Origin of the sequence: Lentilactobacillus fungorum (assembly GCF_016860605.1) — a bacterium.
GTDB lineage: Bacteria > Bacillota > Bacilli > Lactobacillales > Lactobacillaceae > Lentilactobacillus > Lentilactobacillus fungorum.
Window position 1 is genome coordinate 63,098 of sequence record NZ_BNJR01000010.1, and the last position, 15,964, is coordinate 79,061.

General features: G+C 42.7%; 10 protein-coding genes. 6 read left to right on the plus strand and 4 right to left on the minus strand.

Features of this window, described 5'->3' with window-relative positions:
* Window positions 1-168: 168 nt before the first annotated feature.
* Window positions 169-1,071, plus strand: a complete 903-nt coding sequence (gene gnd, locus YK48G_RS04635; RefSeq protein WP_203629557.1) for a phosphogluconate dehydrogenase (NAD(+)-dependent, decarboxylating) — start codon at window positions 169-171, stop codon at window positions 1,069-1,071.
* A 519-nt stretch (window positions 1,072-1,590) separates the two neighbouring features.
* Here gnd and YK48G_RS04640 read toward each other — a convergent pair.
* Complete coding sequence (locus tag YK48G_RS04640) at window positions 1,591-2,334, minus strand: SDR family NAD(P)-dependent oxidoreductase (protein ID WP_203629558.1); 744 nt, start codon at window positions 2,332-2,334, stop codon at window positions 1,591-1,593.
* A gap of 455 nt (window positions 2,335-2,789) precedes the next feature.
* Here YK48G_RS04640 and uidA point away from each other — a divergent pair, with 455 nt between their 5' ends.
* On the plus strand, window positions 2,790-4,607 hold the full coding sequence (uidA, locus tag YK48G_RS04645; RefSeq protein ID WP_203629559.1) for a beta-glucuronidase: 1,818 nt from the start codon (window positions 2,790-2,792) through the stop codon (window positions 4,605-4,607).
* Between the two features lie 21 nt (window positions 4,608-4,628).
* Entirely contained in the window at window positions 4,629-7,124 is a 2,496-nt protein-coding gene (locus tag YK48G_RS04650; protein WP_203629560.1) for a glycoside hydrolase family 31 protein, read from the plus strand.
* Between the two features lie 107 nt (window positions 7,125-7,231).
* Here the strand turns inward: YK48G_RS04650 and YK48G_RS04655 are convergent, their stop codons facing one another.
* Both YK48G_RS04655 and YK48G_RS04660 read right to left on the minus strand, forming a co-directional pair.
* Window positions 7,232-8,584: an MATE family efflux transporter gene (locus tag YK48G_RS04655; RefSeq protein ID WP_203629561.1), complete on the minus strand. Its 1,353-nt coding sequence runs from the start codon at window positions 8,582-8,584 to the stop codon at window positions 7,232-7,234.
* An 83-nt stretch (window positions 8,585-8,667) separates the two neighbouring features.
* Entirely contained in the window at window positions 8,668-9,369 is a 702-nt protein-coding gene (locus YK48G_RS04660; RefSeq protein ID WP_203629562.1) for a GntR family transcriptional regulator, read from the minus strand.
* Between the two features lie 482 nt (window positions 9,370-9,851).
* Between YK48G_RS04660 and YK48G_RS04665 the strand changes: the two genes are divergently transcribed.
* The 3 genes from YK48G_RS04665 to YK48G_RS04675 all read left to right on the plus strand — a co-directional run bounded on the left by YK48G_RS04665 (window position 9,852) and on the right by YK48G_RS04675 (window position 14,323).
* Window positions 9,852-11,474: a mannitol dehydrogenase family protein gene (locus tag YK48G_RS04665; protein WP_203629563.1), complete on the plus strand. Its 1,623-nt coding sequence runs from the start codon at window positions 9,852-9,854 to the stop codon at window positions 11,472-11,474.
* A 31-nt stretch (window positions 11,475-11,505) separates the two neighbouring features.
* Window positions 11,506-12,930, plus strand: coding sequence for a glucuronate isomerase (gene uxaC, locus YK48G_RS04670; RefSeq protein ID WP_203629564.1), 1,425 nt, complete (start codon window positions 11,506-11,508; stop codon window positions 12,928-12,930).
* Window positions 12,931-13,438: 508 nt separating this feature from the next.
* Window positions 13,439-14,323, plus strand: a complete 885-nt coding sequence (locus tag YK48G_RS04675) for an aldose 1-epimerase family protein (RefSeq protein WP_373300167.1) — start codon at window positions 13,439-13,441, stop codon at window positions 14,321-14,323.
* Between the two features lie 105 nt (window positions 14,324-14,428).
* Here the strand turns inward: YK48G_RS04675 and YK48G_RS04680 are convergent, their stop codons facing one another.
* Window positions 14,429-15,871 (minus strand): MFS transporter, encoded by a 1,443-nt coding sequence (locus tag YK48G_RS04680; protein ID WP_203629565.1) that lies wholly within the window; start codon window positions 15,869-15,871, stop codon window positions 14,429-14,431.
* Window positions 15,872-15,964: the final 93 nt, after the last annotated feature.

Below are 15,964 nucleotides of genomic sequence, written 5' to 3' on the forward strand. Positions count from 1 at the left end.
TGGTACAAAGGCAAATTAAAGAAAATATAATCAGTTTTACTTCTTGTGCATCAAAAAAACCGAAAAACATTGTACAAAGCACTTGCGAAAATTCTTTTCAAATCATATAATGTGGGTGTAAGAAATAGCAGTCAACTAGTATATTAGATGAAAGAGGTAGAATGTCTTATGCAAATTGGTATGATTGGTCTTGGAAAGATGGGGCTTAACCTAGTTAAGAACATGATTCGTAATGGTAATGAAGTTGTTGCATTTGATTTGAACTCGGATAATGTTAAATTAGCCCAGGAAGCTGGGGCAACTCCGGCAACAAGTAACGAAGACCTCGTTAACAAATTAAGCGCTCCTCGCACGGTTTGGATTATGGTACCAGCAGGCAAACCAACGGATTCAACTGTTAACGATCTAGTTAAGCTACTTTCAAACGGTGATTACTTGATTGATGGTGGCAATTCATATTATGAAGACTCAATTCGCCATAGCCAAATTGCTGAAAAAGCGGGTATTAATTTCTTTGATTGTGGTACCTCTGGCGGCAAGAATGGTGCCTTAAATGGTGGTAACTTTATGATTGGCGGCCCTAGTGCCGAAAAGTTTGACCATATCAAGCCATTATTTGAAGACATTTCACAACAGGATGGCTACTTGTATACGGGCAAGCCTGGTTCAGGACACTACTTGAAGATGGTGCATAACGGTATTGAATACGGCATGATGGAAGCAATTGGTGAAGGTTACGACGTATTGGATCACAGTCCGTATGATTATGATAACGAAGCGGTCGCTAAAGTCTGGGTCAACGGCTCGGTTATCCGTGGCTGGCTCATGGAATTAGCTCAAGAAGCGTTTGCTAATGACGCTAACCTAGACAAAATTACCGGTAAGATGTTCTCATCAGGCGAAGGCAAATGGACGGTTCAAGAAGCATTGAAGCAAGGTATTCCGGTACCAGTTATTACTGACTCATTATATGCTAGACAACGTTCGGAAGAGGAAGATACTTTCACAGGAAAGGTCGTCTCAGCATTGCGCCACGGATTTGGTGGGCATGCGATGGATATGAAGAAGTAAGAGTGCGAAAATAAGCGCTTAGAAAGCGGAGCTTAAAGCCCCCTAACCTAAAATCCCGGTTCTGGATTTTAGGTTAGGGGGCTTTAAGTGCAGCTTTCTGCTTATTTTCGCACGTTTCAGCTAAAGAGCCTAAGAACCTAAAATCCCGGTTCTGGATTTTAGGTTAGGGGGCTTTAAGTGCAGCTTTCTGCTTATTTTCGCACGTTTCAGCTAAGCAGCCTAAGAAGCTAAAATCCCGGTTTTGGATTTTAGGTTAGGGGGCTTTAAGTGCAGCTTTCTGCTTATTTTCGCACGTTTCAGCTAAGCAGCCTAAGACCTAAAATCCCGGTTCTGGATTTTAGGTTAAGGGGGCTTTAAGTGCAGCTTTCTGCTTATTTTCGCACGTTTAAAACAGCGAAATAACTTACAAACAAATTTTTACATTAAAAGTTCACTTACCTGAATGCTACATTGTCGAAACGCGCGACTAAAAGCAATTTTTTTAGCTGACTTTTTTGGCTAAAGATGCAAGCAATCACTTTAAATCGACGTATAGCCACCATCAGCAACCAGGGTAGCGCCGATGACGAATGAAGCGTCGTCGCTGGCAAGAAAAGCAACTGCCTTAGCAATCTCATCTGGCCTGCCTAAGCGGCCAAGGGGATGAAGCTTTGCCAGCCGTTCTTTGGCACCGGGGTTCACCTTATCCAATAAGGGAGTGTCAATATATCCAGGAGCAATGGCATTCACACGAATTCCTTGCTTTGCGTAGGTTGCCGCCAGCGTTTGGGTAAGAATTTTAACGCCACCCTTTGCGGCGCCATAAGCAGTGACGTTTGGCAACCCAACTAGGCTGTGAATTGAACCGGCGTTGACGATTGCCCCGCCATTTCCTTGCTTGATCATTTGTTCCAACGCATATTTATCGGCTAAGAAAACGCCTGTTAGGTTGATGTCAATCGTGTGTTGCCATTTATCCAATGGTAATTCCGTGATGTTAGCATCATTGGCAATCCCGGCGTTGGCAAACATAATGTCCAAGTGACCGAATTTTTCGACAGTTTTACTAATAAGATTTTTGATGTCGTCTTCGTTGGTAACGTTTGTCTTGACAAACAGGATGTTATCACCAGCGTTTAAACTTGCGGCTACTTCATCGCCCTTATCTGAATAGTCACCAATTGCGACTTTTGCCCCTTCGTTTAGGAACAATTTAACGGTCTCTAGGCCAATGCCTGATGCGCCACCGGTAACGATGGCAACTTTGTTATCAAATCGTGACAATTGTTGCACTCCCTTTCTAACTAGCAGTAATTACGATTACGCTATAATTGTAATCGCTTACACAGCTATTAACAAGCATCCTGTTCGTGAATTTAATTGCAAAATCAATATACGCGGATGGCCCTAAAAGATGCTTTTGCCACGTGGCCCCGTTAGCTACGCTGGTGAATGACTTAGCTGCTGTTTTGACGTAAAAGCAGCAACTGAGATCAGTTTTTGGTTGTAGGTTTGGCCAAATATTAATAATGCTCTAAGCCACTTTTATAAACGGGAAATTAATTTGCGTTCGAGTCACTTTCTTTGTGGTTATAGTGGTAGTTATTCCGAGAAATCATCTTTATATAATTGAAAGCGCTACCTAAATGTGCTATATTTTGGAGTATGTTAATACTGATGTATTAGTTTTGCTAAGTATTTTTGGTAATCCGTGGAACAGATGTAAGGAGCTGCTGCTTATGTTATATCCAATTAGTACGATGAGTCGAACGGTTAGTGATTTGAATGGTATCTGGAAGTTTATGGTGGATCAAGAAGTAACGCCAATCGATCCTGGTCAGCCGCTGCCAAGCGACGATGTGATGGCGGTGCCGGCATCGTTTAACGATCAAACGGCCGATGCCAAGATTCGCAGCCATACCGGTTATTTTTGGTATCAACGGCGATTTGCGGTAGCTGATGTTTTAAAAGATCAGCGATTGGTCCTTCGATTTGGTTCGGCAACCCACGAAGCTTGGGTTTATTTGAATGGTCAAGAAGTTGGCCATCATAAGGGCGGCTTTACACCATTTGAAATTGAGATTAGTGATGATTTGGTTGACGAAGACAATTTATTAACCGTTAAACTGAGCAATATTCTTGATTACTCGACAATTCCGGTTGGGAATTACTCTGAGAGTCAAGATGAAAGTGGCCATTTGACTCGTAAAGTCGATGAAAACTTTGATTTCTTTAACTATGCCGGTCTCAATCGGCCGATCAAGTTGTATTCAACTCCGAAGGCTTATATTGAAGATATTGTGGTTGCGCCAGCAGTTGACTTGGATCAACAGCGAGCTGACGTTCATTTGACAGTTAAAAATGGTGGCGAGGTGTTTGATGAAGTTAACGTCACGATTTTAGACCAAGCCGGCAATCCGGTCGCAACCGGAAGTGGGTTGGACGAACATCTGATTCTCAATAACGTTCACTTGTGGCAGCCGCTGAAGGCCTATCTATACACAGCGAAAGTTACGGGTATGATTGCCGGAAAAGTCGTTGACGTCTATGAAGAACCCTTTGGCGTGCGAACGGTTCAAGTCACCAACGGAAAATTTTTAATTAATGGGCGCCCCTTTTATTTCAAAGGCTTTGGCAAGCATGAAGACACTTATGTCAATGGTAAGGGGCTCAATGAAGCCTATAATGTCCTTGACTTGAATTTGATGAAGAAAATGGGGGCCAATTCATTTCGGACGTCCCATTATCCGTATTCAGATGAGATGATTCGGTTATGCGATCGTGAAGGAATTGTCGTGATTGAAGAAACACCGGCAGTGGGGTTGATGGTCTCGTTTACGTTTGATAACTCCGAGATTTCAAAGCCTGGCTATCAAGATGACACTTGGAAGGATTTGAACACAGCGGCAGCTCATCGGCAGGCAATTCATGAAATAATGGATCGAGATAAAAATCACGCTTGCATTGTCATGTGGTCAATTGCTAACGAAGCGGCCAATTATTCAAAGGGCGCTCATGAATACTTTGAGCCATTATTCAAATTGGCCCGTCAACTTGATCCGCAAAAACGGCCATTGACTTACATTGATTTGGTTTGGTCCAATCCACAGTCGGATAAGAGCAGTGATTTACTGGACGTCATTTGTTTGAATCGGTACTACGGCTGGTATCTTGACACTGGAGATTTGGAAGTTTCTGAAAGAAAAACGCGAGATGAGCTAAAAGCCTGGCAGGCCAAATATCCAGATAAACCAATTATGTATACGGAATACGGTGCTGATACGATTCCTGGGCTGCACAGTGCCTACGATGAGCCGTGGTCTGAGGAATTTCAGGAAGATTATTACCGAATGAACAGCAAAGTTTTTGATGAAATCCCCAATTTTGTCGGCGAACAGTTGTGGAACTTTGCGGATTTTCAGACTAAGTATGGTATTCAACGAGTTCAGGGAAACAAAAAGGGGGTCTTTACCCGCTCACGGGAGCCTAAATCAGTGGTGCGGTATCTCAGCAAGCGTTGGAATTCAATTCCCAATTTTGATTATAAAAAATCCTAATTAATGGAGGAACGGTCTTTAATGAAAGTCAGTCAAAAAGTATTAGATATTAAGCCTGAGCACGATTATTTGTTGGTGAAAACCGATGGCGCGCAGTTTCAGGTTTACTTGTTAGATGAAAATATTATCCGGATTCGGGGCACTTTCGCCGATGAATTTGCAGCGGAGGAATCTTACGCACTGGTCAAAACAGCTTGGGCTGATCAGTTGGATGGCCTGTTTAAGGATGAACGGGTACGCGTGTCGCCAATCAAGCCGACAGTTGAAATGACTGACGATGAGTATCTGGTCCCCGGGCCAAGATACGACCTGCACATTATCAAAGAACCATTTGAATTTAAGGTGACTGATAAAAATGGTGCCGTGCTTCACGAAGATTTGCCAAAGCGATCATTCATGCAGGATGATTTAGGACGTTCCTATCATTACGCGAAGATGGGCGATCACAACTTCTTCTACGGCTTTGGTGAAAAGTCTGGTGAGTTAAACAAATTTAAACGGCGGATGCGAATGCACAATACGGATTCACTGGGGTGGAACGCTGCTAAATCAGACCCGTTGTACAAAATGATTCCATTCTATATTAACTTGGATGCAAGTCAAAAGACGGCGTTTGGAATGTTTTATAATAATTCGTATGATTCCGTTTTTGATTTGGATAGTGAGCACAGTAATTACTGGAAACGGTTCAGTTATTTTGAGTGTGATGGCGGTGATATTGATTTATTCTTTATTGGTGGGCCAACGGTTAAGGATGTCGTTGAACATTACACCGATTTGACCGGCAAAACTGCCATGGCACCCTTAGCGTCGCTTGGTTATATGGGATCGACGATGTATTACACGGAACTTGATAGTAATGCTGATCAAGCAATTATCGACTTTGTGGACACTTGTAAGAAAAATGGAATTCCTTGTGATGGCTTCTTTTTATCGTCCGGCTACACGTCTGGTAGCGATCAAAAACGCTATGTTTTCAATTGGAATAAGAAACGGTTTCCCGATCCAGAAAGGTTTATTCAGGCACTCAAACAACGAGGTGTCTTGTTAGCCCCCAATATTAAGCCGGGGATGTTATTAACCCATCCATTGATGAAAGACTTTGAAGCCGGTAACGCCTTTGTGAAGACGCCAGATAAAACGGGAAATGAGGTTGACCAGTATTGGGGCGGTGACGCGCACTTTATCGATTTTACCAGCGAAGATGGCCGCAATACTTGGAATAAATTTATGACCAAGTCACTATTATCAAAGGGCATTACGTCAATTTGGAACGATAATAATGAATATGAGATCAATAATGGTAAGGCCCAAGCGGATGCTGACGGCTTGCACAAACCAATCGAAGGCTTAAAGCCAATTATGTCGACGATGATGGCCAAGTCCGCTCGAAAGGCTATTCATGATTATAACCCCAATGTACGACCTTATATTACTAATCGGGCTGGGTTTGCCGGGATTCAACGGTATGCTCAGACGTGGGCCGGCGATAACCGGACGAGTTGGACCAACGTGAAGTACAACGTGCCGACCGTGTTAGGAATGGGCTTGTCCGGCGTTGCCAACCAAGGCTGTGATATTGGGGGCTTTGATGGACCAGCACCCGAGCCGGAATTATTTGTTCGCTGGGTTCAAAATGGGATCTTCCAACCAAGGTTTACGATTCATTCTTCCAATGACGATAATACGGTCACCGAGCCTTGGATGTATCCAAAGTACACGTCATACATTCGCGACGCCATCCGATTACGTTATCGATTGGTCCCATATTTTTACTCATTGCTATTTGAAGCATCCACGAAGGGCTCGCCAATTATGCGGCCACTGGTCTATGAATTCCAAGATGATCCCAATGTGCTTGAGGAAAGCTTTGAATTTATGCTGGGGCCCTCACTTTTGGTCGCTAACGTGTTGGATAAAGGCCAAACCATTAAGCCGGTTTATCTACCAAAAGGGGCTAAATGGGTCGATTTAAAGGATGGCCATTATTATGAAGGCGGCCAAACCTTAAACGTGCCCGTTGACCTTCACAGTATTCCAATGTTTTTGCGCAGTGGTGGCATTATTCCAACGGCGCCCGGATTAACCAATATTCATAACGAAACCATTGAAAGCCTTAATCTACTGGTAGAGCCATCAACCACCAGTACGTTTACGCTTTATGAGGATGATGGCAAGACCAATGAGTACCAAAATGGCCAGTATCTAACCACCAGGTATCAAGTATCAAGTTCTGATGACGGGGTTGTCATCGCAGTGCATGGTGCTGGCCAGTATCCATCTAAAGTGAAACGATTCAACTTGGAAGTATTGTGTCCAAAAACCGCACCAGCCCAAGTTTCAATTGGTGATCAAGAAATTGAACAGTTTTTAAATTACGACAAGTTTGTTCATGCAAGCCAAGGTTGGTTCTTTAATGGTGAGAACCGTCGGGTGATGGTGAAATTTGAACGACCAACGACTGCTGATTATCAAGTTAACTTGAATTTCTCAGTGAAGGATTTAATTTCACTTTAGGTATAATTAAACCAAGTATTAAGAAAATGGCAACTGGACGCTTTTTTGAAGCGGTTAGTTGCCTTTTTAGTATTGGTGGATTTTTTTATATTAATTTTGAATTGGAATTAATGGTTATTTTGGTTCCCAATCAATCCATCATGCCAAAATAATTGCCATACCGTAAAGACACAATAAATCAGTGAAATTCCCCAAGCAAGCGGATTTGAATAGCAAATCGCGATGAATCCAGCTGAACCTATGGCGATGAAACTGCCAATGGAGCGGCCTAATAATTCGCCGAAACCGGAGATGATGGCATAGCCGCTATGACCCCAGCCTTGCAGGGTATTGCGAAAAATCATCAATAATCCATGGATTGGAAAGAAAAAGGAAATAATCGTGAGGTATTCAACCGCGCTTTTGGTTGTCGCAGGCGAACCAGTGCCGATGACCATGGTGACGAGTGGCGTTTTAGCTAAATTCACGATTATAAATGAAACCAGTGAGTAAATGACTTGGATGAGAACACCATTGGTAATTCCCTGCTTGATTCGTTGGCGATTCTTGGCGCCGAAGTTTTGGGCCTGGTAAGTTGCCATGGCCGCACCAACGCTTTCCATTGGCAACGTGAACAATTGGCGAATTTTATCGGCAGCCGATTGGGCGGCGACAGTGCTTGATCCTAAGCGGTTAATCGCATCTTGCATGATGATGGCCCCGATTGCCGAGATACAATACTCAAAGCCCATCGGAATCCCAATCAAACTCATCTTGCGAATATGGGGCAGAGAAAAGCGCCAGTTTATTTTTTGGAGCGATAATTTTGAGCGGCCAATGAAGAACAGGCCAATATTTAATAGACCACCGATGAATTCACTAATCACGGTTGCCCAGGCAGCCCCGGCGATGCCCATCTGAAATTGCAGGATGAAAATGAGGTCGAGGACAATGTTAAGCATTAAGGAGGCAATTAAAAAGTGCAGCGGATGAATTGCATCGCCGAATGCACGCAATGCCGCGGCGGAATAATTGTAAAGAAGATTGGCGGGAATCCCAATAAAAGAAATGGTCGTAAAGGTTAGGGCCATTGACATGATATTTGCGGGCGTGTTAAGTACCCTTAATAAAGGTAAGGTCATCCCAATCATCAGCGGCGTTAAAACAATAGCGTAAATGACACTTAGCCAAACACCGTTAGTGAAGAATTGTTTGGTTGCCAAATCATCGTGGGCCCCAACACTTTGGGAGAGGGGGATACTAAAGCCAATCGAGCTGCCCTGAATAAACCCGATGATTAAGAAACTTAGCGGGTAGTAAGCGCCGACTGCAGCGACCGCGTCAACACCAATTAAGCGCCCCACAATGAGGGTATCGATAAAATTGTAAAGTTGTTGAAATAGTGAGCCGCCAACTAAGGGAAGCGAGAATAGAATTAGCTTAGTCAACGGATTACCAATTGTGAGGTCCTGTTTATTCATGGGGTAGCCTTTCTAATAGGGTCGAAAAATAGGCTGAAAGTGGTTTAAGTTGCTTTCAGCCCATTAAATAACGCCGCAGTTAATTATTTAGCTTCGGAATCTGATACTGCATCATTTAGTTCATCGTAGTTGCGAAAATAATCTGGGTAGGCTTCTAGAACTTGTCCCTTTTCCAACAACATTAAATGCAGATGTTCATTTACTAAGTATTCAAGGTCGTCAATCCTTTTTTCAACCACAGCGTCAAAGATATTTTGGTGTTGGGTGTAAATGGTACTCCAATTCAAGTCCATTTCTTTGAGCCGAAGCCGTCGGAAACGGTTCAATTGGGTGTTGTTAATCTGCAGCCATTCCCAGACGGTATCCTTATTAACAACTTTATAAAATTCGTGGTGAAAATCCTGATCAAGGTCAAAAAAGCTGTCTGGGTTAATTTCACTGGCAGTTTTGTCTTGTTGTTCAAGGTTTTTTTCGAGAATTGCCAGTGAGTCGTTAGAAATATTGGCGGCGGCATTGACCATAATCTTAGGTTCAATGCATTCTCGAACAAATCGAGCGTCCTTGGCATCTGCCATATCAATTCTAGTAATATAGGTGCCACTTTGCGGAATAACCTCAATTAGACCTTCACGTTCAATTCGGATAATCGCTTCTCTAACGGGGGTTCTGCCAAGGCCGAGTTCTTTAGAAATGGTCTTTTCAGATATTTTTTGTCCAGGTACGTAATCGAAATGAATAATCTTGTATTTGATTTCGTTGTAAGCATCGCTTCGCATATTGTCCATCGTACTAATCTCCTTTATAACACAAGACATATTATAGCATATCAACACCCCAAAAATGGTTGAAAAATGCCGCTATTGACAATCTGATATATCAGAATATAATGAACGTGGAAGCGGATTCAGAACACTGGTGTATTAGTTCCGTTTTTTAGCCGCTTTGTTCACTTTATTAGGACAGCTGCGCCAGGCAGAAACCTGGCTCCGCTCACTTGTTTTAGGACAGCTGCGCAAAGCAGAAAGCTCCGTGTAAGCACCTCTGGGAAAAATTCCAAGCCCGGGAATTTCCCCCAGAGGAGCCTTACACTCCGCTTTCTAACCGCTTTGCTTCGCTCACTTGTTTTAGGACAGCTACGCAAAACAGAAACTTCCGCATAAGCACCTTGGTCAAAAATTCCAAGCCCGGGAATTCTTGACCAAGGAGACTTATGCGCCAGTTTCTAACCGCTTTGCTTCGCTCACTTATACATTAGGAGGATCAATTAATGGTAAAGATTACGGATGATTATTTAACCAATCAACAAGAATTTACAGATGCAGGCATTAAGGTTCCTGACTATGATATTAAAACTAAGACCGGCGCCACTCGTTGGGTTCACTTTGGTGGTGGTAATTTATTTCGGGCTTTCCATGCAGCCATTGCCAATCAATTGCTCGAATCAGGTGATCTTGATTCAGGAATTGTCGTTGCTGAAACCCATGATAAGGGGGTCGTTGAAGACGTCTATCGGAAGTTTAATAACCGAATCCTGCGCGTGATTACTCATGAAGACGGTAATTTTGAAAAGGAATTATTTGCTTCAGTTGCCGACGCGCTATATTTTGATCAAAGCAATCCTGATGGCTGGCAAAAACTGTTCAAAATTTTTGAAAATCCCGCTTTGCAATTGGCAACTTTTTCCATTACTGAAAAGGGCTATAACTTGTGGGATAGTCAAGGCAACTTGCTGCCAATAATCCAAGATGACATTAAGAATGGTCCTAAAGCACCAAAGAATAATATGGCGTCATTGACTGCTTTGATGTTTGCTCGGTTTAAAGCGGGCAAATATCCGATGGCTTTGTTAAGCACAGATAATTTCTCACAAAATGGTGAGAAACTTGAAAAAAGTGTCCTGACAATTGCTGAAGGCTGGGCAGAAAATGGGTTAGTCCCATCTGAATTCATTGACTATCTAAAGGATGACAAGGCCGTTAGTTTCCCGCTTTCGATGATTGATCGGATTACTCCTAACCCTTCTGAAGCTGTTTCTGAAAAGCTCAAAGAAGATGGCTTTGACGATTACACAATTTATCATACCCCAGGACACACAAACATTGCGGCCTTTACGAATACTGAAGAGGTTCATTATTTGGTTGTGGAAGATGACTTTCCAAACGGCCGACCAGCCTTGGATAAAGCTGGCGTGATCTTAACGGATCGTGATACGGTGAATGATGCTGACGAAATGAAAGTTACAACCTGCTTGAACCCACTGCATACAGCCTTAGCGGTTAATGGTAGTTTACTTGGTTTTAATTCAATTGCCAAAGAAGTCAGCGACAATGATATGCTCAACTTAATCAAGCAGATCGGCTACGTAGAAGGCTTGCCAGTTGTTAAGGATCCAAAGGTTATCAACCCGAAGACGTTTATTGATCAACTTGTGAATAAACGACTGCCAAACCCATACATTCCAGATATGCCGCAACGAATTGCTACTGATACATCTCAAAAGTTATCAGTTCGATATGGCGTGACGATTCAACACTATCTTGATGATCCAAAGCGTGATCCAAAAGATCTTCACTTCATTCCGCTTGTATTGGCAACTTGGTGCCGTTATTTGATGGCTGTCGATGATCAAGGCAAATCATTTGATCCTAGTCCAGATCCACTGTTATCAGAATTGCAGCCAAAGGTAAGTGACATTCAATTGGGCAAACCAACTGACGTTCATGCCCACTTAAAAGATATCTTGTCAAACAAGTCAATCTTTGGTCATGATTTATATGCGATTGGCTTAGGCGAAACCGTTGAAAATTACTTTGCTCAACAAATTAGTGGGACAGGTGCAGTTCGCAAGACTTTGGAAGATACTTTGTCCAAATATGCTCAAACCGTCTAAACTGATTACATCGAAGAGGAGATAACAAATTATGACTTTATTAAACGATGATTTCTTATTAACAACGCCAATGGCCAAGAAGTTGTTTCATGATCATGCGCAAAAGATGCCAATTATTGACTATCACTGTCACTTGGATCCAAAGGAAATTTATGATAATCGCAATTATGACAATATTACCCGAATTTGGGTCAATGATGGCAATGTCGGCGACCATTACAAGTGGCGTTTGATGCGGGCTAACGGGGTTCCCGAAGACCTGATTACCGGCGACGGTGATGATTACGACAAGTTTATCGCTTGGGCTGGCACGATTGAAAAATCATTAGGTAACCCTTTGTATGAATGGACCCATCTGGAATTGAAACGTTTCTTTGGCATTAACGATGTCTTCAATAAGCAATCTGCACCAGCCATTTGGAAACAAGCTAACGAAATGTTGGCAACCGATGACTTTAAGCCAAGAAATTTGATTAAGCGGATGAATGTTAAAGCAGTTTGCACGACCGATGACCCAGCTTCTGACTTGAAATATCATCAATTATTGAAGAAAGAAGAAGCTGATAACGGCTTTAAAGTATTACCGGCGATGCGACCAGATAAGGCGCTTCATTTAACTGATACAACTTTTGGAGATTACTTGGATCAATTAGCTGGCGTTTCTGGCGTTAAGATTGACTCCTTTAAGCATCTAATGGCTGCTTTGAGGCAACGGTTTGAATTCTTTGCCAGCATTGGTGGTAAACTTTCCGATCATGGTTTGAACTTCTTTAGATTTGAAAAAGCCAGTGATGACGAACTTGATGACATTATTGATCGGGCTCGCAATAATAAGCCATTATCCACTTCAGATATCGATAAATATCAAACGATGCTGATTGAGAACCTGATGAGATTGAACAAGGAATTTAATTGGACAATGCAGTTCCATATGAATGTAACCCGAAATGCCAATAAACCAATGTTTGAAAAGTTTGGTGCAGATGGCGGCTTTGATTCAATGGGGACTCAGCCTGATATTGCCCAAGAATTCATGAAACTGTTGATTGATATGCAAACGGAAAACGAAATTCCACGAACCATTCTTTATTCACTGAATCCAAACGATTGGATGGAATTAGCGACTGGGATGGGTGACTTCCAACAAGACGGCGTTCAAAAGCTACAATTAGGCGCTGCATGGTGGTTTAATGATACTTTTGATGGGATGAAACGACAGTTGACGATCATGGCCGAACAAAGTTTGCTGCCGAACTTTGTGGGGATGCTAACGGATTCACGGAGCTTCCTATCATATCCACGTCATGAATACTTCCGTCGGGTACTTTGCAATGTGATTGGTGAATGGGTTGAACGCGGTCAGGCACCGGAAGATGAAGATTATCTTGGCCAAATTGTTGAGGACATTTCTTACAACAATGCTTACAACCAATTTAAATTCTTTGATAAGGACTAGAACAGCTGCGCCAGGCAGAAAGCTACACGTAAGCACCTCTAACAAAAATTCCAAGCCCGGGAATTTCTGTTAGAGGAGACTTACGCTCCGCTTTCTAAGCGCCTGGCTCCGCTCACTGTTATTAGGACAGCTGCGCGAAGCAGGGAGCTGCACCTAAGGCAACTTGCTCAAAAATCCAAGCCCGGGATTTCTGGCCAAGATGCCTTATGCTCCAGTTTCTAAGCGCTTTGCTCCGCTCACTGTTTTCTAGACAGCTGCGTCAGGCAGAAATCTCCGTATAAGCACCTCGGACAGAAATTCCAAGCCCGGGAATTCCTGGCCGAGGAGCCTTATACGGAGATTTCTAACCGCCTGACTCCGCTCACTGTTATTAGGACAGCTGCGCAAAGCAGAAAGCTGCACCTAAGTCAACTTGTCCAAAAATCCAAGCCCGGGATTTCCGGCCAAGTTAACTTAGGCTCCGCTTTCTAAGCGCTTTGCTCCGCTCACTTAAATTATAGAGGTGCTAATGATGCAAATAATTGAAAATAGTCAGTTTCAAGCGGCAATCGATGAGCACGGTAGTCAATTGACCCATTTGATTAACAAGGCTGGTAATTTTGACTATATTTGGAATAATGATTTGTGGCCAAAACATGCGCCAATTTTATTTCCAGCGATTGGCCGATCAAATGACGATGCGTATCTGATCGATGGCAAGAAGTACGAGATGCCCCAACATGGGTTTGCAGCTGATTATGATTTTGAAGTAACGGCTAAGCAGGCCGACGCAGTGACGTTGTCATTACATTCAAGCGAGGCAACAAAAAATAATTATCCATTTGATTTTGAGCTTACAGTGACGTTTACACTGACCGATAAAGGCTTAAACGTATCATTTACTGTTAAAAATGACAGTGATGGCGACTTATCATATTCACTCGGCTATCACCCTGCCTTTAATGTACCAATTGCCAACGAAGGCGCTTTTGACGACTATCAAGTCGACCTAGAACCGGCTCAAGCGTCTTTGGACACCTACGAGATTGTTAAGAAACCCAATCCTTATCGTTCCGGTAAGCTTGAGAAGCTGCCGAATTACAGTAACGGGATTGTTGAATTAGATCATGAGATGTTTGCCAAGGGGCTTTTAATTATCAAAAATACCGGGATTAAAACGGTTAAATTATACTCAAGGGCAACTAAGCACGCCGTAACGGTTGACGTGGCTGACTTTGACCACGTGACGCTTTGGACTAAAGAGGGCGCCAACGCACCATTCCTTTGCATTGAACCGTTTAATGGCCTTCCTGATGTTTATGGTGATTTAGTGGAATTAAAGTCCAAGGAAGATAATCAACATCTCGATGCCAAAGACAGTAAGAGCTACCAAATTAATATCGCATTACAGTAATAGATTGAATTTAACGATTTTTGTTATCAACATCGCAGTCAAAAAAACCAACTTTCGATTTTTGAAAGTTGGTTTTTATTTGGACAATAAATTGAAGTGGTCAGGTTACTTGCTTGAAGAATCTGAATTATCTGTTTTTTCTTCTTCAGTGTTTTCCATGTGGATTCGTCGAAGTGTAGCAGCATTTTCAAGCACTTTCTTCTTACTTAGTGGATAGAAGAAGAACAAGATGATTGCGTCCAATGTCAAACAAACCGTTGGTACGCCAGTTGCTAATTCATAGATCCGGTTAACAACGGCGGTCGTTTGCTGAACCCCACCGCTAGTAGAGGAGACGTAACCGATAAAGGTGAGCATAAACCCACCGAAGCCGCCGGCAATGGCTTGAGCAACCTTACGAGCAAAGGAGTTTACCCCGTAAACAATGCCATCTTCACGAACGCCAGTAATTACTTCATGATTATCAATAACGTCCGTGATGAAAGCCCAAATCATCAAGTTGAAAACGCCAGCCCCCAGAGACCCTAAGACTAACATGATTAGATAAAATTCAACGCTATGGGTATGGGTAACTAATAAAATGCCATACATAAGAGCACCAAATACCAGTGCCGTTACGGAAGCTTCCTTCCGTCCAAATCGTCGGGTCATCCAATTACTAAATGGTGCCAGTAAAAGAACGGTTGCAAAATTAACGATTAGGGCAAGCGACATGGCCGCTTTGTTTTGGAAGTAATCGTTAAATAGATATGAAATAAGCGTTCCGGATAAGTTCTGGAAGATAACTAAAATCAAGTCGGCTAGAACCAAAATTAATAGCGCGCGGTTTTCCAGCATCCCTTTTACCAAACGGCCCATTGGGACTTTCTCACTTTTTTCGGTTCGCACCCGTTCAGTCGTGAGGTGTGTTGTCAATTCATAGCAAATATAGCCTAAAATGGCACAAGCAACGACGACCCAGAAAAATCGGTTGCCTGAAATCTTTTGAGAAGCGCCAATGTACATAAACATAGGGATGATATAACTGGTGATCGCGCTTCCCAAAGCAGACCCCATTGCCCGGAATGTTGACAGCGACGTCTTATCGTTAGGATCACTACTAATTGCCGAAGCCATCGAACCATAGGGGATGTTAACGGATGAGTAGAAAATCCCCCAGGCCAAGTAGGTAATGAAGACATAGGTGAGTCGCATTGGCAATTCCCAATCCTTAACGATTGGAACAAAAAGAAGAACTAATGAAATTAACAGTGGGTACTTCATTCGAACCATCCATGGCTTGAACCGGCCGCTCTTGTGAAGCTTACTATTATCGACCAGACGGCCAACTGTTATATCAGCAAACGCATCTACGAACCGGGCGATGATAAATAATGTTCCAACCTGGGCGCCGGTTAAACCAAGCACGTTGGTGTAGAAAATCATCAAGAATGAATTAACCACGTTAAATGAAAAATTATTCCCGATATCTCCAAACATGTACCCCAGCTTGTCTTTAATGTTAAATGGATGACTGGCAACGAAGACAGTTTTTTGAGTCTTATCCAAAATTGTCACTTCCTCAGAATAAAATAAATGAATAATTAAAATAATTTCTGCAACAATCAATCAAAATAAATAAGTGCGCGGTCGGATAAATTG

Bases quoted from the DNA above. Each gene is read 5' to 3' on its own strand.
- gnd (WP_203629557.1), top strand. From the start codon at position 169: ATGCAAATTGGTATGATTGGTCTTGGAAAGATGGGGCTTAACCTAGTT.
- uidA (WP_203629559.1), top strand. From the start codon at position 2,790: ATGTTATATCCAATTAGTACGATGAGTCGAACGGTTAGTGATTTGAAT.
- YK48G_RS04650 (WP_203629560.1), top strand. From the start codon at position 4,629: ATGAAAGTCAGTCAAAAAGTATTAGATATTAAGCCTGAGCACGATTAT.
- YK48G_RS04655 (WP_203629561.1), bottom strand. From the start codon at position 8,584: ATGAATAAACAGGACCTCACAATTGGTAATCCGTTGACTAAGCTAATT.
- YK48G_RS04660 (WP_203629562.1), bottom strand. From the start codon at position 9,369: ATGGACAATATGCGAAGCGATGCTTACAACGAAATCAAATACAAGATT.
- YK48G_RS04665 (WP_203629563.1), top strand. From the start codon at position 9,852: ATGGTAAAGATTACGGATGATTATTTAACCAATCAACAAGAATTTACA.
- uxaC (WP_203629564.1), top strand. From the start codon at position 11,506: ATGACTTTATTAAACGATGATTTCTTATTAACAACGCCAATGGCCAAG.
- YK48G_RS04675 (WP_373300167.1), top strand. From the start codon at position 13,439: ATGATGCAAATAATTGAAAATAGTCAGTTTCAAGCGGCAATCGATGAG.